Raw genomic sequence first — 18240 nt, 5'->3', positions numbered from 1 at the left:
TTCGTTTGGGGATCAGGCGCTGCGGCAGCCCTCGAGGAACGCATCGACATCGCCGGGCTCGGTCGCAAAGCTGGTGACGAGGCGATAGAGCCCCTCGTCGGCGGCGAGTGACCCCGCCAGGGCGTGGGGGACCGGCCAGGGATAGAACAGCGCGCCCTTTTCCTTCAGCGCCTCGGCGTTCGCTGTTTTCAGGATCACGAACAGTTCGTTGGCATTGGACGGCCAGGCAAGGCGGGCGCTGTTGCTGTCTGTGAGACCGTCCGCGAGGCGCTTGGCCATCGTGTTGGCATGTCGCGCAAGGTCAAGCCAGAGGTCCTTGTCGAGATAGGCTTCGAGCTGTGCGGACACGAACCGGGTCTTGGAGAAGAGCTGGGCCGAGCGCTTGCGCAGGTAGGGCATGTCGCCGGTTTTTGCAGGATCGAACAGGATCAGCGCTTCCGCGCACCAGCAGCCGTTTTTGGTGCCGCCGAAGGAGAGGATGTCGACGCCCCGTTTCCAGGTCATTTCGGCCGGCGTCGCATCCAGGGCAACCAGTGCATTGGCAAAGCGCGCACCGTCCATATGCAACGGCAAGGCATAGCGGCCCGCGATCTCCGAAACCGCGGAAATCTCGTCGAGCGTATAGACGGTGCCGGCTTCGGTCGCTTGCGTCAACGTCACGGCCATGGGTTGCCCCGCATGAACGGAGCCTGGGGGAAACCGCTTGATTTCAGCCTCCAGGCGTTCCGGATCCATCTTGCCCAGGGCGCCATCGACCGGCGCCATGCGCGCACCGAGAGAGAAGAATTCGGGCGCCCCGCATTCGTCCGAATTTACATGGGCCTCGCGGTGGCAGAACACGTGTCCGCCGGGGCGCGTGACGCTGGCAAAGGCAAGCGAATTCGCCGCCGTGCCCGTCCCGACGAAGAAGACGGCGACCTCGCGTTCAAACACCTCGGCCAGCATGGCCTCGACCCGTCGGTCCAGGGGGCTTGTGCCGTAGGCCGGGGCGAAGCCGGGCGCGGCCTTGACCAGACTTTCCGCAATCAGAGGGTGGGCACCGGCCCAGTTGTCGGAGGAAAAGATCATGGGGCTTCCGATGGTCGAGAGAAAGGGTCAAGGAAGGGGCAGGTTCGAAGGCAGGAGGGTGTCGAACCGAGCGTGACCATAATCGCCCGGTCCCGGCAATCAATCCCGCTCGTGTCGCGAACGACACTTGCAGACCAGTTTGAAACCAATGGAAACACTCTTCATCAGCCGCGCAACTTTCTTTCGCCAATTGCGGGATAACCGACATTTTTGCATTGGTGGTGCTGTTTATTTAAGCGCAATCCCTTGCGGTCACCGGAGGTTTCTGGCATAGAGCCTGTGAAATAGGACAGGCTTGCTGTCCTATTTCGGTCTGGAGACCGAAAGGCCCGAAGCGCCCATCACGTGGCGCGGGGCTGGTACAGGGAAACACTCTCTCGCGGCGGGCCCGAAGGGCTCCTTTGCGCCGTCGGCCGATGCCGGAGTCCCCTGTCAAATGGTCGCGGATCACCTGACCCGACACCGCCAAGCTTTGTTTGCGAGCGGAACAGGATCATGCAACGATAGACCGGGCGTCACCGCGTGTTTGAAGCCGCGCGTGCGCCCCGACGACGGCAGGCCCAATAGACATGGGCCGCAACTGGAGGGAAGACGATGACGCGTATCACGCCATCACATGACGCCGGATCCCATCGCGCAGAGGTCGAGGCCACTGCGACGACGACGGCCGTGTTCCCGAAAGCGTTTCCCGAAAACACATACAAGGGTGGCCTGCCGGCCAAGCAGGGCCTCTATGATCCGCGCAACGAGCACGATGCCTGCGGCGTCGGCTTCGTCGCGCACATGAAAGGCGTCAAGTCGCACAAGATCGTGCGGGACGGCCTGTTCATTCTGGAAAACCTGACGCATCGCGGTGCCGTCGGTGCCGATCCGCTGATGGGGGACGGCGCCGGCATTCTGGTGCAGATCCCGGATCGCTTCTTCCGCGAGGAGATGGCGGCCCAGGGCGTGACGCTGCCGCGCGCCGGCGATTATGCCGTCGGCTATCTGTTCATGCCGCAGGACGAGGCGCAGATCGCGCACTTCAAGCAGGTCATCGCCGACGTGGTGGCTGAAGAGGGCCAGTCGCTGCTCGGCTTCCGCGACGTGCCGGTCGACAATGCTTCGCTGTCGAAGGCGCCGCATATTGCGGCCACCGAGCCCCGCCATATCCAGGTGTTCATCGGCGCCGGCCGCGATGCCGCGACGAATGCCGAATTCGAGCGTCGTCTGTTCACGCTGCGCAAGGTCATCTCCAACCGGATCTACGACGCCTACAAGGGTGCGGAAACCGGCTTTTATCCCGTGTCGCTGTCGTCGAAGACGATCATCTACAAGGGCATGTTCCTCGCCTATCAGGTCGCGGCCTATTTCAAGGATCTGGAAGACCCGCGCTTCGAGAGTGCGGTCGCGCTCGTGCACCAGCGCTTCTCCACCAACACCTTCCCGTCCTGGAAGCTGGCGCATCCTTATCGCATGGTCGCCCATAACGGCGAGATCAACACGCTGCGCTCCAACGTCAACTGGATGGCGGCCCGCCAGGCGTCGGTGTCCTCGCCGCTCTTCGGCGACGACATCTCGAAGCTCTGGCCGATCTCCTATGAGGGGCAGTCGGACACCGCCTGCTTCGACAATGCGCTCGAATTCCTCGTGCAGGGCGGCTACTCGCTCGCGCATGCGGTGATGATGCTGATCCCCGAGGCCTGGGCCGGCAACCAGTTGATGGGGCCGGAGCGCAAGGCTTTCTACGAATACCATGCCGCCCTGATGGAGCCGTGGGACGGTCCGGCAGCGGTCTGTTTCACCGACGGCCGGCAGATCGGCGCAACGCTCGACCGCAACGGCCTGCGTCCAGCCCGCTACCTGGTCACCGATGACGACCGCGTGATCCTCGCGTCGGAAGCCGGCACGCTGCCGGTTCCGGAAGAGAGCATCGTGAAGAAGTGGCGTCTCCAGCCGGGCAAGATGCTGCTGATCGACATGGAGCAGGGCCGCATCATCTCGGACGAGGAGGTGAAGTCTTCGCTCGCCGGCCAGCATCCCTATCGCAAGTGGCTCGACAACACGCAGCTGATCCTTGAAGAGCTGAAGCCGGTGGAGCCGCGGGCGTTGCGTCGCGATGTCTCGTTGCTCGATCGCCAGCAGGCGTTCGGCTACACGCTCGAAGACACGAAGATCCTGATGTCGCCGATGGCGACGACCGGGCAGGAAGCGATCGGCTCGATGGGAACGGATACGCCGATCTCGGCCATGTCGTCCAAATCCAAGCTGCTCTACACCTATTTCAAGCAGAACTTCGCGCAGGTCACCAACCCGCCGATCGATCCGATCCGCGAGGAGCTGGTGATGAGCCTCGTGTCCTTCATCGGACCGCGGCCGAACATTCTCGACCATGTCGGGGCCTCGCATGCCAAGCGGCTCGAGGTGCGCCAGCCGATCCTCACCAATGGCGATCTGGAAAAGATCCGCTCCATTGGCCACACCGAAGACCGGTTCGACACGAAGACGCTCGACTTCACCTATGATGTCGCGCGCGGCGCTGAAGGCATGCCCGAAATTCTCGACCGGCTCTGCGAGCGTGCGGAAGCCGCCGTCAAGGGCGGCTACAACATCATTGTGCTGTCCGATCGCCAGGTCGGTCCGGATCGCGTCGCCATTCCGGCGCTGCTCGCCACGGCGGCCGTGCACCATCACCTGATCCGCAAGGGCCTTCGCACCTCGGTCGGCCTCGTCGTGGAATCGGGCGAGCCGCGCGAGATCCATCACTTTGCACTTCTCGCCGGCTACGGCGCCGAGGCGATCAATCCCTATCTCGCCTTCGACACGCTGACCGACATGCACAAGCGCGGCGAATTCCCCAAGGAAGTCGACAGCAGCGAGATCGTCTATCGCTACATCAAGGCCGTGGGGAAGGGCATTCTCAAGGTCATGTCCAAGATGGGGATTTCGACCTACCAGTCCTATTGCGGCGGGCAGATCTTCGATGCCGTCGGTCTTTCGAGCGAGCTGATCGAGCGCTATTTCTTCGGCACGGCCACGCAGATCGAGGGGATCGGCCTCAAGGAAATCGCCGAAGAGACCTTCAACCGTCACCAGGCGGCCTTCGGTCCCGATCCGGTTCTCACGAACACGCTGGATGTGGGCGGCGAATACGCCTACCGCATGCGCGGCGAAGGCCATGCCTGGTCGCCGGATTCGATCGCGTCGCTCCAGCATGCCGTGCGTGGCAATGCACAGGACCATTATCGGGCGTTCGCTGACATGGTGAACGGCGATGCCCTGCGGATGAACACCATTCGCGGGCTGTTCACCATAAAGGGTGCGGAAGGTCTCGGCCGCACGCCGATTCCGATCGAGGAGGTCGAGCCGGCCGCCGAGATCGTCAAGCGCTTCTCGACCGGGGCCATGTCGTTCGGCTCGATTTCGCGCGAGGCGCACACGACGCTCGCCATCGCCATGAACCGGATCGGCGGCAAGTCGAACACCGGCGAAGGCGGCGAGGAGAGCGACCGCTATTTCCCGCTTCATGACGGTTCGGCCAATCCGGAGCGGTCTGCGATCAAGCAGGTGGCCTCCGGCCGGTTTGGCGTGACGACGGAATATCTCGTCAATGCCGACATGTTGCAGATCAAGGTGGCGCAGGGTGCAAAGCCCGGCGAGGGCGGTCAGTTGCCCGGCCACAAGGTGGATGCGACCGTTGCCAAGACCCGGCACTCCACGCCGGGCGTCGGCCTCATCTCGCCGCCGCCGCACCACGACATCTATTCGATCGAGGATCTGGCGCAGCTGATCTACGATCTGAAGAATGTGAACCCCGACGCCAATGTCTCGGTGAAGCTCGTCTCGGAAGTCGGCGTCGGCACGGTTGCGGCCGGTGTGGCCAAGGCGCGCGCCGACCATATCACCGTCTCGGGCTATGACGGCGGCACGGGCGCCTCGCCGCTGACCTCGCTGAAGCATGCCGGCAGCCCTTGGGAAATCGGCCTTGCAGAGACGCACCAGACGCTGGTGCTGAACGGCCTGCGCTCGCGCATCGCCCTGCAGGTCGATGGCGGGTTGAAGACCGGTCGCGATGTGATCATCGGAGCGTTGCTCGGTGCCGACGAGTTCGGCTTCTCCACCGCACCGCTGATCGCCGCCGGCTGCATCATGATGCGGAAGTGCCATCTGAACACCTGTCCGGTAGGCGTGGCGACGCAGGACCCGGTCCTGCGCAAGCGCTTCAAAGGTGCGCCCGAGCATGTGGTCAACTACTTCTTCTTCGTCGCGGAAGAGGTACGGGAAATCCTCGCCTCGCTCGGCGTGTCGAAGTTCGACGACATCATCGGTGCGTCCGAACTCCTGGAGAAGGACACGCTGATCTCGCACTGGAAGGCGAACGGTCTCGATTTCTCCAACATCTTCTACAAGGTGGATGCGCCGAAGGAAGCGACCTACTGGACCGAGAAGCAGAACCATCCGATCCACGACATTCTCGACCGCAGGCTGATCGCGGAAGCGATGCCGGCCCTGGAATCCAAGACGCCCGTGAAGATCGAGGCCACGATCAAGAACGTCGACCGCTCGGCCGGCGCCATGCTTTCGGGCGAACTGGCCAAGCGCTGGCGGCACAAGGGGCTGAAGGACGACACGATCGTCGTGACGCTCCGTGGCACGGCCGGCCAGTCGTTCGGCGCGTTTCTCGCTCGCGGCATCACCTTCGATCTGATCGGTGACGGCAACGACTATGTCGGCAAGGGTCTGTCCGGCGGGCGCATCGTGGTGCGTCCCTCCGAGGAGTCGAAGATCAAGGCGGCGGAGTCGATCATCGTCGGCAACACCGTGCTCTACGGCGCGATCTCGGGCGAGTGCTACTTCAATGGCGTTGCCGGCGAACGCTTCGCGGTGCGCAATTCGGGCGCCATCGCGGTGGTCGAAGGCGTGGGCGACCATGGCTGCGAATACATGACGGGCGGCGTGGTGGTCGTGCTCGGCGAGACCGGCCGCAACTTCGCGGCGGGCATGTCCGGCGGGGTAGCCTATGTGCTCGACGAGAGCGCCGATTTCCCGCAGCGCTGCAACATGGCCATGGTCGAGCTGCAGCCGGTGCCCGAGGAAGACGACATGCTGGAAAAACTACATCATCATGGCGGCGACCTCATGCACAAGGGCATGGTGGACGTTTCCGGCGACATGACGCGCCATGACGAGGAGCGGCTGGTGCAGCTTATCTCCAACCATCTTCACTACACCGGCTCGCCCCGCGCCAAGGAGATCCTCGACAACTGGGCGGAGTTCCGGCCGAAATTCCGCAAGGTCATGCCGGTCGAGTATCGTCGCGCGCTCGAGGATATGGAGCGGATGAAGATGGCGGAAGTCGCCGCATAGGGCAGAGGTGCCTGGAAGGCGGAGGCGGCGCGGCAATGCGTGCCGCACCGCGCCTGGTTCGTTGTCCCGCCCGTTGCTTCGGCATCGGCGTGCCGGCCACAAGGCAAGGCCGCGCCGGGACGACAGGGCCTTGCGGGGAGATCTCTCTCGGCAAGATGTCCTCGGGCGCGTTCGTCGGATCGGGCGAGACTATGATGAAAAGCTGCCGGGCGCCCGGCAGTCAGCAACAGAAACGGGTGGAAGGCTGAGCGGGTGGCATCAGCGCTTTCACGGCGACGATTGAGGGTAGAGTCATGGGCAAGGTTACAGGTTTCATGGAGATCGACCGGCAGCTGGCAAAGTATCAGCCGGCCTCTGATCGCATCCGTCATTTCCGGGAATTCACGATCCCGATGTCGGAGCCTGAAGTCCAGAAGCAGGCGGCGCGCTGCATGGATTGCGGCATCCCCTTCTGTCACGGCCCGACCGGCTGCCCGGTGCACAACCAGATCCCCGACTGGAACGACCTCGTCTACAGCGGCAACTGGGAAGAGGCGATCCGCAACCTGCACTCGACCAACAACTTCCCGGAGTTCACGGGCCGCATCTGCCCCGCGCCGTGCGAGGAAGCCTGCACGCTGAACCTCGAGGATGCGCCGGTCACCATCAAGACCATCGAGCAGGCGATCGCCGACAAGGCGTACGAGATGGGCTACATCGTGCCGAAGCCGGCCGTGACGAAGACCGGCAAGTCGATCGGCATCATCGGTTCCGGTCCGGCGGGCATGGCGGCGGCCCAGCAGCTGGCGCGCGCCGGCCATGCGGTGCACGTCTACGAGCGCGAAACCAAGGCCGGCGGCCTGCTGCGTTACGGCATCCCGGACTTCAAGATGGAGAAGAACTTCATCGACCGGCGCGTCGAGCAGATGACCGGCGAAGGCGTCACCTTCCATTATGGCGTGAATATCGGCGTAGATCGCACGGTGGAGAGCCTGCGCGACGAGCACGATGCCGTGCTTTACTGCGGGGGGTCCGAGACACCGCGCGACGCGGGCATCCCGGGCGTCGATTTTGCCGGCGTCCATGATGCCATGCCCTATCTCGTGCAGCAGAACCGCCGCGTGGGCCGCGAGAACATCGACAGCGTCGGCTGGCCGTCGGATCCGATCTTGGCCGGCGGCAAGCACATCGTCGTCGTCGGCGGTGGCGACACCGCGTCCGACTGCGTCGGCACCGCGTTTCGCCAGGGCGCCGTCAAGGTGACCCAGCTCGACATCCGGCCACAGCCGCCGGAAAAGGAAGACAAGCTCGCCGTCTGGCCATTCTGGGCCACCAAGATGCGCACGTCCTCGTCGCAGGCCGAAGGCGCCGTCCGCGAATTCCAGGTCGCAACGCTCGAATTCGTCGGAGAGGACGGCGTTCTGACCGGCGTGAAGTGCTGTCAGGTCGACGATCGCCGCAAGCCGGTTCCCGGCACGGAGTTCGTCATCAAGGCCGACCTCGCCTTCATCGCCATCGGCTTCAGCGGCCCCTTGAAGACCGGTGTCCTCGCGGAACTCGGCGATGCGCTGGCCATCCACACCGACCGTCGCGGCTCCAGCAACGTGATCGCCGACGACAAGGACTATCGGACCTCGGTCGACAAGGTCTGGGCCGCCGGCGACGTCCGTCGGGGCCAGTCGCTCGTCGTCTGGGCCATCCGCGAGGGTCGACAGGCGGCCCGTGCGATCGACGAGGCCCTGATGGGCTCGAGCGTCCTGCCGCGCTGACCCCGCGGCTTACCATCGATCGGTGTCCGGTTCGCCGGACATCCGCGGTGCGGGAGCGGCGCCCGCACGCAGTAGATTGCGACGCCTGTGGGGTGCAGGCGCGGAGATCTGGCGACGGCCTCTCGGCCGATCAGGCCTGCCGCTGGTCGTAGGCCAGGCGCGCCTTGTCGATCTGGTCCTGATTCTCGAAGGCCCATGAGCCGAGCGCCTGGACGGGCTCGCGCAGCGATTGGCCGAGATCGGTCAGCGCATATTCCACCTTTGGCGGAATGGTCGGGTAGATCGTCCGCGTCACCAGACCGTCTCGCTCGAGATTGCGCAGCGTCAGCGTCAACATACGCTGCGAGATGCTGCCCAGGGCCCGCTTGAGCGCGTTGAAGCGCTTCGGTCCGGGCGTCAGCAACATCACCACCAGCACCGACCATTTGTCGCCGATCCGGGACAGAAGGGCGCTCGCCGCGCGGCAGTCATGGCTCTCGTGCAGCATCTCCAGCGTCATGTCCTTATCTGCAGGTGTCATCAATGTGCCTCCTTGCGCACGCTTCGACAGATCATTCATAGTGCCTCGGTATGGAAAAGTAACTGGATTTTCCAGCGTCTCGCAGAACACAGCGCGGCGTTGCGTTTCCATGCGCCATCCTCATCGAAGACCTTGCACATCGTGCAGCAAAGGATAGACACCATGAAGCTTCTTCACCTCGATTCCAGCATTCTCGGCGATCACTCGGTCAGCCGGGCCCTGTCCAGGGCGGCCGTCGAACGCCTGACGTCCGTCCATCCCGACATCGAGGTCACCTATCACGATCTCGCCGCCGAGCCGGTCGCCCATCTGTCCGGCCGGTATCTGGCCGGACAAAGCGACGATGTGCAGCACGATCAGGCGCTGCAGGAGGACTTGGCGCTGGGCGGCAAGGTTCTCGAGGCGTTTCTGGAGGCCGACATCGTCGTTATCGGCGTGGCACTCTACAATTTCGGCATCGCAAGCCAGCTGAAAAGCTGGGTGGACCGCATCTGCGTCGCCGGCAAGACCTTTCGCTACACCGATGCCGGTCCGCAGGGTCTGGCTGGCGACAAGCGCGTCATCCTGGCGATCGCGCGAGGCGGGCTCTATGGACCGGGAACGCCGTCGCAGTCCTTCGAGCATGCCGAGACCTATATGCGGTCCGTTCTCGCCTTCATCGGCGTCACCGCACCGGAGGTCTTTGTGGCCGAGGGTCTGGCGCTCGGCGCAGACAAGCGGGAAGCCGCGACAGAGGCGGCACTCGCAACGATCGCCGCGCTGAAGGCTGCCTGAGGAACGGCTGCGCCCGCTTGGACTATCTGAGCGGGACCGCCTGCCAAGGCGGCGGTGCTGGCGCCGATGGAACGGGACCTGCAACGGGCGTTGCCGGTTCGGCGGGTTTTGGTGTTTCCGGCACCAGCGCCGTCTTCACCAGCCGGAAATCGTCGATCCGCCCGAGGGGCGCAGGGGAGGGCTCCCCTTTCTCAACGAGGAGGTCTCGCGCGCTGCGCCCTGTGCTGGCCGGCAGGCTGGCGCCGTCGAGCAATGCGGATGCACCGTCGAGTTCCGGGTCGACAAGGCTGATCGGCTGGGTCTTGACGATCGTCTCGCTGGTCGGCGCGGTGACGACAAGGTCCTTCATGCCGCTGGGATCCGGAATGTCTTCGCCCGGCGCCACGGTTTCGCCGAGGAGACGCCGGATGTCCTTCTCCACATAGAAGGCGAGCTTGCGCTTGCCGGCCGGCGTCAGATTGATGCCGTCCGCACCGCGCAGGCGCACCTGCTGTCCGTTGATGTCGGAGCCAGTCGTCACGAACCTGCCCTGCTCGTCGACGAAGCCGTCCCAGATATCGATGAACTGCCCTCCGACCTTCTCTGCCTCGGCACGGAAGATGCCGTTGAAGGTCACCATGTCGGTGGTCATCGCCGGTGACTGGAACGAGGGCATGCCGACCCAGAGCAGCGGAACGTTGCGGCCGCGGGCAAGAGCTGCGAAGGCGGCGACGCGGCGGGTATATTCGGCGGTCCAGGCATCCGTGCGATACTTTTCGCGCACGGCGCCGATCCGCATCTGCTGGCGGTCGTTCGCCCCGAAGCTGACGATGATCAAGGCCGGCTTCACGTCGTCCGCGTAGACGGGGAGCATGTCGGGCCAATCGAAATAATCGTCGCGGACCATGCCCGAGGAGCCTTCGCTGCGATCCTCGACGACGATTCCCGGGCTGTCGACGAATGCCGCTTTCAGGCCGTCGCTGAGGCTGCCCGCGATGAAATCGCCCACCACGAGCACCGTCTTTGCGTCCGGCTGTTTCTCCACGGCTGCCGGCGCTTCGGGTACGACCGGGGCGGCACGCGGCTTGGTGCGCTGGGGCTTGGGCGGACGACGTACCCTTGGGGGGGCCTCCCGGTAGACGGTCCCCTCGTCGCCGTAGGTCTCGTAGACGCGCTGCTGCTGGCGCGGCCGGCCGAAGAACATGTCGAGGATCGTCCGGCGTTCCTGCGCGTGTGCGCTGCCGACAGGCGGCAGTCCCGTCACGACGGGTACGGCGAGGGCGAAGGCCAGAACGAAGGCCAGGACGAAGACGGCGATCCGGTGCAGACAGGTTCTCCACGCCGGTCTCAGCAGCACGCTGCTCTGGCGACGGGGACGGCTGGCTGTTCTCGGCATCGACATCGGCATTCCCGCCCGGGCATCCTGCCCGGTTCTCTTCTGATCCGGCAAGCCCTCTCACGAAGGCCCGCCGGTTCCGCGTTCAATCCCGCAGGGCGCGCAGGAGGTTCTGCGTCGGCTGGCCGTCCGGGGCCATGCCGTTCCGGCTCTGGAAGGCCTGGATCGCGGCCTTCGAGCCGGAGCCGAAATTGCCGTCGACCTCGCCATCGTAGTAGCCGAGTTCCTTCAGCCGCGACTGGAGCTCGAACTTCTGCTTGACGTCCAGCGTGCCGTCCGGCCGGCTCCAGGCTTGCTGCATGCCGCCATAGCCGGCGATTTCGTCGGCAAGGAGGCCGACGCCGAGCGCGTAGCTGTCGGAGGCGTTGTAGCGCTTGATCACGGAAAAGTTCTTGGTCATCAGGAAGCCCGGGCCGTTGCTGCCGCCCGGCATTTTCAGCGTGGCACGAATGCTGCCGTCACGAAAGCCCTTGCCGTTCGGCCGGGTGAAGCCGAGGGCGGCCCACTGCTTGAGCGTCTTCGTCTGCCCCTGCAGATCGGATCCGCCGGCCGGGACGGCCGTCTCGTAGCCCCAGGTCATGCCGGGCTGCCAGCCGTTCTTCTTCAGAAGGTTTGCCGCGGTCGCCAGGGCGTCGGGCACGGAGTTCCAGATATCGCGATGGCCGTTGCCGTCGGCGTCGACCGCATACAGCAGGTAGCTCGTGGGGATGAACTGCGTGTGGCCCATCGCCCCGGCCCAGGAACCGTTGAGTTCGCGCGGCCCGACGTCTCCCGACTGCAGGATCTTCAGCGCGGCAATCAGCTGGGTCTTGGCAAACTTGGCGCGCTTCGGATCGGCATAGGCAAGGGTCGCCAGCGCCCGCGGCACGTAATGCAGGCGGTCGTCCTTTTCCAGAACGGCGCCGTAGTTGGATTCCATCGACCAGATGGCCAGCAGCACGGTGCGGTCGACCCCGAAATGCTTCTCGATCGCGTCCAGCGTGCGCCGGTGCTTGACCGCCATTTCCTGGCCGACCTTCTGCGTGTAGGGGTTCACGCGGCTATCGATATATTCCCAGATCTTGTGCTTGAATTCCGGCTGGTAGTTGGCCTTCTCGATCACGGTCTCATCGGGGCTCTTCACGCCGGCGAAAGCCTTGCGGTATGTGCTCTCGGTGATGCCGGCCTTGGCGGCCGTCGCATAGAAGCCGTTGATCCACTTCTGGAAGCCGGCATCGGCAAAGGCGGGCGTGGTGGCAAGGAACGTGGCGGCGGCGACCAGGGCGGCGCGGAGGTGGCGGCGAAGGGGCAGACTGTTGCTGTTCATCGGTCTGTCGTTTCCGTAATCTTGGTCATGGGCGCCGGACGCGACGCGCAAACCATCACTGTACCATTCCAGAACCGTCCCTCTTGCGCTCGCGGGGACGGATCTGACGCGTGCCGGCATTGGTTTCGCGCCGGTTCCATCGAGACTATCGAAATGTGGTCAACAAGTTCTTTACCATGTCGGGGGTCTTGCGTCTTGAGCAGCGAAAAAATAGCGTGACGAGGCTATAGATGTTCACGTTCATGTGACGGACCCGTGTCATGTTCACCGGACATTCACCCCGGATCGTTCATGGAACGGGCATGCAGGCCCGCCCGGCCGCGTATTTCCAGAAACGGATCGCACCGGTCTGGAGACTGCGGGCGGGTACGACATATCACTGTCCGTCAGACGCCGGGCTTTCGGGAGCAGCGACGTCATCCGGTGGAAACGGCGCTGCCACGGACCCATCGGGATCGACGGTCCTTTCAGGCCGGTTTCCGGTAAGACGATATCACGCCGCGGCGGTTGGATCCCATCCGTCCCTTTGTAGAATGACTGAGAACTGGAGATATTGATGAGTGAGAAGCGTAAGGTCCGAAAGGCCGTCTTTCCTGTTGCCGGCCTCGGCACACGTTTTCTGCCCGCCACCAAGGCTGTCCCGAAGGAAATGCTGACGGTCGTCGACAAGCCTGTCATCCAGTATGTCGTCGATGAGGCGATCGAAGCCGGCATCGAGCACCTGATCTTCGTGACGGGCCGCGGCAAGGGCGTGATCGAAGACTATTTCGACATCCAGACCGAGCTCGAGCAGACCTTGCGCGAGCGCAACAAGAAGGCCGAACTGACGCTTCTGGCCGATATCCTGCCGGCTGCCGGCATGACGAGCTTCACCCGCCAGCAGGCGCCGCTCGGCCTTGGCCATGCCGTCTGGTGCGCGCGCGATATCGTCGGCGACGAGCCCTTCGCGGTTCTTCTGCCCGACATGATCATGCGCGGCGAAAAGGGCTGCCTCAAGGGCATGGTCGAACTCTACGAGCAGAGCGGCGGCAACGTGCTTGCCGTCGAGGAATGCGCGCCGGAAGTCGCCCACAAGTACGGCATCGTCGGGGTGGGCGAAACCATCGGCGAAGGCTTCGCTATCAATGCCATGGTCGAGAAGCCGGCGGCGGGAACCGCGCCGTCCAACTTCTTCATCAATGGCCGCTACATCCTGCAGCCGGAAATCTTCAAGATCCTGGAAACGCAGGAGCGCGGCGCCGGCAACGAGATCCAGCTCACGGACGGCATGCTGAAGCTGCTGAAGAGCCAGGGTTTTGCGGGCTATGTCTTCCGCGGCGAAACCTATGACTGCGGCGCCAAGGATGGTTTCATCCTCGCCAATGTCGCGTTCGCCCTGTCGCGCGACGATATCCGCGACTCGGTCGAAGGTCCGCTCAAGGCGCTTCTCGCCCGCTGATCCATGGCCTCTTGAGGCGTTGACCTCTTAAGACGAAGCCGCGTTGCCCCCGGGGCAGCGCGGCTTTTTTCGTTCGGGACGGTCAGCGTCGCAGCGTCAGGCCGACACCGATCCGGGCGACGGACGTCGCCTGGCCTCGGTCCGGCGTGGTCCGCTCGTAGCTGACGTCGCCCGTCAGCGCGAGATAGCGGTTGATGTCGTAGGTCAGCCCGGCACCCGCCAGCCACACCCTGGTGTCGGACGAGATGCTGCCGGAGGGGTAGTTGCGGAATGTCAGGCTGTTGGAGAGCCGCGCGACGAGGGCCGAGCGCAATTCGTGCGTGACCCGGCTGGACAGCGTGTAGGCAAGGGCGCCGCTCTCGCCTGACGTGGTCGACGGCTCCAGCGTCGTGGACAAACCTGTCGACACGTCCGTCCCGCGCTGTGGCGACCAGTTGATGAGGCCATCGATCGTGGCGCCGTTCAGGTCTTTCAGCCGCGCGTCGTCGAAACGATAGGTGTTGTAGCCGAAGGCCAGTTCGCCCTTCAGCTTTTCGCCAAGGTCGGCCTCCACGCCGGCGCGGCCGGAATAGCTCTTGTAGGAGCGGCTGTAGCCGAGGCTGTCCGAACGGAGCTCGTAGATGCCCCGGCCGATCGAGGCCTCGAGAAACGGGATCAGGGCCGGTGACAGCGCGTAGCCGATCCGGGTCGTCAACGTACCGACATCCCGGTTCCGGTCCTTTTGCGACAGGGTCGTGCCGGCGGAGAGATCAACGTCCGAATAGGTCAGGCGGTTGACATCGACCTTTGCCGAGCCACGCAGGATGCCGAAGTCATGCTCGATGCCGGCGCCGAGCGTGTACTGGTTGACGCCGGCCTGCGTCTCCGCACCGTTCACGGCATTGGGGTCCGTTGCATCCTCGCGGTCGAAGCTGTAGCCGGCGCGCAGGGTTGCGATCGTGTCGCGACTGATATCGAACCGCAGGGCGGCGTCGATATCGGCGCGGGGCTTGGTCTCGCCGGTGCCGGAGAGGTTGCGTTGCCAGTAACCTTCGCCGGTGACGCTCAGCTGATGGCGGGACCAGTCGGACGTCAGGGTGCCCTTGAGGCCCGTTTCGGTATAGGTCCGCCGCTCGCGCGTCTCGCCGCTGCGGGTTGTTTCGGAGTTGATGGTCTGGCCGATCGACGGTTTCAGCGTGAAGGTGCCGAGCGGAATGCCGGGCACGTCGTCGTCGTCCGCGAGGGCCGACTTCAAGCCGTCGACGCTGGTTTCGCGCAGGTTCGAGCGGATCAGGTCTTGGTCGCGTAGCAAGCCGCCGCCGACCACGGCGTCGTCACCGATCGCACCCGTGATCTCGGTGTCGCCCGTGGGGGAGACGGCGCTCGTCGTGCCGGTCGCGGGAACGGCTGCCGCGGCCGCGCCGGCCGCCTGCGCGCTGAGCGTGCCGGATGTCGGGGGGGCATCGGGGTCCTGCGGCCCGGCAAGCGCCGTATCGGCTGCCTCGTCCTCCACGGCCTGAGCCCAGGCGTGCGATGGTGGGCTAAGTGCCGTCAGGCAGACGGACGACAGAAGCAGGACGGCCATGGCGGCACGAGCGGGCCGAACGGCACACGCATCCATGTCCAGAAAATCAGAAGGCGCCATGTGCCGGGTCCGCAAGCTCGAAGCAATTGTTTCGCAATCGTAAACGCTTGTGGTTAACCAATCCTTAGCCGCGAGGCGTCCGGTGGCGCATCCGGTTCAGGCAGTGGCTTAGCGGTGGCTCAGGCGGTGGCGGCGGCCGCTTCGACGCGAAGCCATTGCCCATCGGCCGAAATCACGCGAACGCGGGCACCGACCGGAAGGTCGGGTCCGCTGACGGGCCATGTGGTGTCGCCGAGGCGCACGCGGCCACGCCCTTCGGCGATCGGCTCCTCGAGGATCGCGGTCCGCCCGATCAGGCTGCGGCCGCGCTGGTTCAGCAAGGGGGCGTCGGATGTGGCGTCGAAACGGGCGAGCAGACGGCGCCCGACCAGCACGGAGACGACGGAGAGAACGGCAAAGAGCGGCAGCTGCACATGCCAGCCGAACATGTCCGCGTTCCAGAACATCAGCGCGAGGGCGCCGGTCAGGATCGCCGCCATGCCGATCCAGACGAGAAAGACGCCGGGAACAAGGATTTCCGCGGCCAGAAGAGCCAGTCCGAGAACCCACCAGGCCCAGGGGCCGAGTTCCTCGATGACGCGCGCGACCATCAGGCGCCGGTCCGCGGCGTCGCAAAGGGGGAAGGGGCGGCCGGGGCAGTCGCTGGGACGGCGCGCGCCGGGCCACGAGGACGCTCCGGCGGGGTCGGCGCACCGCCGAAGACGTCTCGGGCGATGGCGCCGATGCCGCCGAGCGATCCGATGAGCGCCGAGGCTTCCATCGGCATGAGCACGATCTTGGAATTTGGCGCGGTGCCGATCGCGGCGACAGCTTCGGTGTATTTCTGGGCAACGAAGTAGTTGATCGCCTGCACGTCGCCCGCGGCGATCGCTTCGGAGACCATGCGGGTCGCCTTCGCCTCGGCTTCGGCCAGCCGCTCGCGTGCCTCGGCATCACGGAAGGCAGCCTCGCGCTGTCCCTCTGCCTGCAGGATCGCCGATTGCTTGGCGCCTTCGGCCCGCAGGATCTGCGCGTTGCGCGATCCCTCGGCTTCCAGCACCTGCGCGCGCTTCTCGCGCTCGGCCTTCATCTGGCGCGCCATGGCGTCTACGAGGTCCTTGGGCGGCTGGATATCCTTGATCTCGACGCGGGTCACCTTGATGCCCCAGGGACCGACGGCCTCGTCGACGACCCGCAGCAGGCGGTCATTGATGGTGTCGCGGTTCGACAGCAGTTCGTCGAGATCCATGGAGCCCATGACGGAGCGAATATTCGTCATCGTCAGGTTCAGGATGGCGCTCTGGAGATTGGCGACCTGATAGGCAGCCTCTGCCGCGTTCAACACCTGATAAAAGGCGACGGCATCGGCCGAGACGCTGGCATTGTCCTTGGTGATGACCTCCTGGGTCGGCACATCGAGCACCTGCTCCATCACGTTCATGCGGGCGCCGACGCGATCGATGAAGGGAATGATGAGGTTGAGCCCGGGCTCCAGGGTCCGCGTGTAGCGACCGAAACGCTCGATCGTGTGACGATATCCCTGCGGAACGGTCTTGATCCCGGCGATGAGCACGAGGATGACGAGGACCGCGAAGGCCACTACCACGATATCCAGTCCGCCCAAGGTCATCTCCTCCGTGTCAGGCCAGGCTCCGGCTTAGCATGCCCGGGCAGATTGCGGAACCGTGCCGTCGACGCGATGTGGCGTTGACGGACATCAGATGCTGGGCCCGCCCAGCACGCGCTCGAGGGACACGGGCTGCGGTGCCGTCGCGTCCACCCAGCCGCCGAGTTCCCGGCGCACCACGTGCTCCAGCACGCGCATGCCGTCATCGCTGTCGTTGAGGCAGGGAATATGCGTGAACTTCTCGCCGCCCGCATGGTGGAAGGTTTCTTCGGCTTCCACGGCAATTTCCTCGAGCGTTTCCAGGCAGTCGGAGACAAAGCCGGGATTCATCACGGCGATCCGCTTGATGCCCTTCTGGCCGAGGGCCTCCACGGTCTTGTCGGTATAGGGCTGCAGCCACTCTTCCGGGCCGAAGCGGGACTGGAAGGTGACCTGCAGTTTCTCCTTCGACCAGCCGAGTTTCTCGCGCAGGAGGCGCGCGGTCTTGTAGCACTGGCAATGGTAGGGATCGCCCTTCCGGAAATAGGACTGGGGAATGCCATGGAAGGAGGTCAGCAGCACCTCCGGCTCCCAGTCGAGCGTCGCCAGATGCGCGTGGATCGAGTTGGCGAGGCTTTCGATGTAGACCGGATCGTCGTGATAGGGCGGCACGGTGCGCAGCGCCGGCTGCCAGCGGGATTTCAGCAGCAGCCGGAAAGCCTCGTCGTTGACGGTGGCCGTGGTTGCGGCGGCATATTGCGGATAGAGCGGAAACAGCAGGATCTTTTCACAGCCCGCCTGCTTCAAGGCCTCCATGCGATCGGGGATCGACGGCTGGCCGTAGCGCATGGCCCAGTCGACCACGACATTGTCGTGGCCGGCAAGGCTTGCCGCCATTTTCTCGGCTTGGCTGCGGGTGTAGGTGCGCAGGTAGCTTTCATCGAGATCCTTGTTCCAGATCGTCTCGTAGGCCTTGCCCACTTTTGCCGGACGCGTGTTGAGCACGATGCCGTAGAGGATCGGGTACCAGAACACGCGCGACCATTCGATGACGCGTTTGTCACTGAGGAACTGCTTGAGATAGCGCCGCATGGACACCTTGTCCGTGCCGTCGGGCGTGCCGAGATTGACCAGGAGAACGCCAACTTTTCCAAAAGCCACCTTGGGGTGATCGGCGGGGAGAGGCGTGACGGTCATGTTCATGGCGGTTTCCTGAGGCAAGGACGACGGGTGCCATCCTATACGGATATGGCCCTCATCGGTTCATCTGTCTCTATGTAAAACAAAATCGGGGCCGGGGAAGCCCGGCCGGGTGGAAGCGGATGAGGCCGATTGTCTCATTGGCCCCTTTCTTCAAGGTCGGACCGGACAACACATCACGGTGAGGTTCGCGCAGGCGAACATTCTCCGCCAAGGGCCCTCCGAAGGCCCTTGACGGGATCCGCTCGCGCACGAC

At 64.5% G+C, this 18240-nt stretch carries 12 protein-coding genes; 4 read left to right on the top strand and 8 right to left on the bottom strand.

Annotated features, from left to right (window positions below; all coding sequences use genetic code 11):
- Positions 1-12 precede the first annotated feature (12 nt).
- Positions 13-1068 (bottom strand): threonine aldolase family protein, encoded by a 1056-nt coding sequence (locus ASG03_RS08835; protein ID WP_062693301.1) that lies wholly within the window; start codon positions 1066-1068, stop codon positions 13-15.
- 594 nt (positions 1069-1662) lie between these two features.
- Between ASG03_RS08835 and gltB the strand changes: the two genes are divergently transcribed.
- Both gltB and ASG03_RS08825 read left to right on the top strand, forming a co-directional pair.
- The gene (gene gltB, locus ASG03_RS08830) at positions 1663-6414 is read left to right on the top strand and encodes a glutamate synthase large subunit (protein ID WP_062693300.1); all 4752 of its coding nucleotides are present in this window, start codon (positions 1663-1665) and stop codon (positions 6412-6414) included.
- Between the two features lie 293 nt (positions 6415-6707).
- Complete coding sequence (locus tag ASG03_RS08825; protein WP_062693299.1) at positions 6708-8162, top strand: glutamate synthase subunit beta; 1455 nt, start codon at positions 6708-6710, stop codon at positions 8160-8162.
- A gap of 130 nt (positions 8163-8292) precedes the next feature.
- Here ASG03_RS08825 and ASG03_RS08820 read toward each other — a convergent pair whose 3' ends face one another.
- The gene (locus ASG03_RS08820) at positions 8293-8682 is read right to left on the bottom strand and encodes a winged helix-turn-helix transcriptional regulator (protein ID WP_062693432.1); all 390 of its coding nucleotides are present in this window, start codon (positions 8680-8682) and stop codon (positions 8293-8295) included.
- Between the two features lie 162 nt (positions 8683-8844).
- Between ASG03_RS08820 and ASG03_RS08815 the strand changes: the two genes are divergently transcribed.
- Complete coding sequence (locus tag ASG03_RS08815) at positions 8845-9456, top strand: FMN-dependent NADH-azoreductase (protein ID WP_062693298.1); 612 nt, start codon at positions 8845-8847, stop codon at positions 9454-9456.
- 22 nt (positions 9457-9478) lie between these two features.
- Here the strand turns inward: ASG03_RS08815 and ASG03_RS08810 are convergent, their stop codons facing one another.
- Both ASG03_RS08810 and ASG03_RS08805 read right to left on the bottom strand, forming a co-directional pair.
- Positions 9479-10831, bottom strand: coding sequence for an SGNH/GDSL hydrolase family protein (locus tag ASG03_RS08810; RefSeq protein ID WP_082475656.1), 1353 nt, complete (start codon positions 10829-10831; stop codon positions 9479-9481).
- 85 nt (positions 10832-10916) lie between these two features.
- Entirely contained in the window at positions 10917-12137 is a 1221-nt protein-coding gene (locus ASG03_RS08805; RefSeq protein ID WP_062693297.1) for a lytic murein transglycosylase, read from the bottom strand.
- 556 nt (positions 12138-12693) lie between these two features.
- On the opposite strand from ASG03_RS08805, the gene galU reads away from it, so the two are divergent.
- Positions 12694-13575 carry a UTP--glucose-1-phosphate uridylyltransferase GalU gene (gene galU, locus ASG03_RS08800; RefSeq protein WP_062475234.1) on the top strand — a complete coding sequence of 294 codons (882 nt, stop codon included), beginning with the start codon at positions 12694-12696 and terminating at the stop codon, positions 13573-13575.
- An 82-nt stretch (positions 13576-13657) separates the two neighbouring features.
- Here the strand turns inward: galU and ASG03_RS08795 are convergent, their stop codons facing one another.
- The 4 genes from ASG03_RS08795 to hemH all read right to left on the bottom strand — a co-directional run bounded on the left by ASG03_RS08795 (position 13658) and on the right by hemH (position 17981).
- Positions 13658-15199: an outer membrane beta-barrel protein gene (locus tag ASG03_RS08795; RefSeq protein WP_244475203.1), complete on the bottom strand. Its 1542-nt coding sequence runs from the start codon at positions 15197-15199 to the stop codon at positions 13658-13660.
- Between the two features lie 119 nt (positions 15200-15318).
- Positions 15319-15789 carry an NfeD family protein gene (locus ASG03_RS08790; RefSeq protein WP_062475226.1) on the bottom strand — a complete coding sequence of 157 codons (471 nt, stop codon included), beginning with the start codon at positions 15787-15789 and terminating at the stop codon, positions 15319-15321.
- Positions 15789-16808: an SPFH domain-containing protein gene (locus tag ASG03_RS08785; protein WP_062475224.1), complete on the bottom strand. Its 1020-nt coding sequence runs from the start codon at positions 16806-16808 to the stop codon at positions 15789-15791. Before ASG03_RS08785 ends, ASG03_RS08790 begins: the two co-directional genes overlap by 1 nt.
- An 87-nt stretch (positions 16809-16895) precedes the next feature.
- The gene (gene hemH, locus ASG03_RS08780) at positions 16896-17981 is read right to left on the bottom strand and encodes a ferrochelatase (protein WP_062693430.1); all 1086 of its coding nucleotides are present in this window, start codon (positions 17979-17981) and stop codon (positions 16896-16898) included.
- Positions 17982-18240: the final 259 nt, after the last annotated feature.

This window comes from Rhizobium sp. Leaf341, from assembly GCF_001424325.1.
Lineage (GTDB): Bacteria > Pseudomonadota > Alphaproteobacteria > Rhizobiales > Rhizobiaceae > Ferranicluibacter.
The sequence above is the reverse complement of the archived record's forward strand: the minus strand, read 5'-3'. Positions and strand labels throughout refer to the sequence as shown.

What these genes read in the sequence shown, in the direction of transcription:
- ASG03_RS08835 (WP_062693301.1), bottom strand. Translation starts at nt 1,068, where the DNA reads ATGATCTTTTCCTCCGACAACTGGGCCGGTGCCCACCCTCTGATTGCG.
- gltB (WP_062693300.1), top strand. Translation starts at nt 1,663, where the DNA reads ATGACGCGTATCACGCCATCACATGACGCCGGATCCCATCGCGCAGAG.
- ASG03_RS08825 (WP_062693299.1), top strand. Translation starts at nt 6,708, where the DNA reads ATGGGCAAGGTTACAGGTTTCATGGAGATCGACCGGCAGCTGGCAAAG.
- ASG03_RS08820 (WP_062693432.1), bottom strand. Translation starts at nt 8,682, where the DNA reads ATGACACCTGCAGATAAGGACATGACGCTGGAGATGCTGCACGAGAGC.
- ASG03_RS08815 (WP_062693298.1), top strand. Translation starts at nt 8,845, where the DNA reads ATGAAGCTTCTTCACCTCGATTCCAGCATTCTCGGCGATCACTCGGTC.
- ASG03_RS08810 (WP_082475656.1), bottom strand. Translation starts at nt 10,831, where the DNA reads ATGCCGAGAACAGCCAGCCGTCCCCGTCGCCAGAGCAGCGTGCTGCTG.
- ASG03_RS08805 (WP_062693297.1), bottom strand. Translation starts at nt 12,137, where the DNA reads ATGAACAGCAACAGTCTGCCCCTTCGCCGCCACCTCCGCGCCGCCCTG.
- galU (WP_062475234.1), top strand. Translation starts at nt 12,694, where the DNA reads ATGAGTGAGAAGCGTAAGGTCCGAAAGGCCGTCTTTCCTGTTGCCGGC.
- ASG03_RS08795 (WP_244475203.1), bottom strand. Translation starts at nt 15,199, where the DNA reads ATGGCGCCTTCTGATTTTCTGGACATGGATGCGTGTGCCGTTCGGCCC.
- ASG03_RS08790 (WP_062475226.1), bottom strand. Translation starts at nt 15,789, where the DNA reads ATGGTCGCGCGCGTCATCGAGGAACTCGGCCCCTGGGCCTGGTGGGTT.
- ASG03_RS08785 (WP_062475224.1), bottom strand. Translation starts at nt 16,808, where the DNA reads ATGACCTTGGGCGGACTGGATATCGTGGTAGTGGCCTTCGCGGTCCTC.
- hemH (WP_062693430.1), bottom strand. Translation starts at nt 17,981, where the DNA reads ATGACCGTCACGCCTCTCCCCGCCGATCACCCCAAGGTGGCTTTTGGA.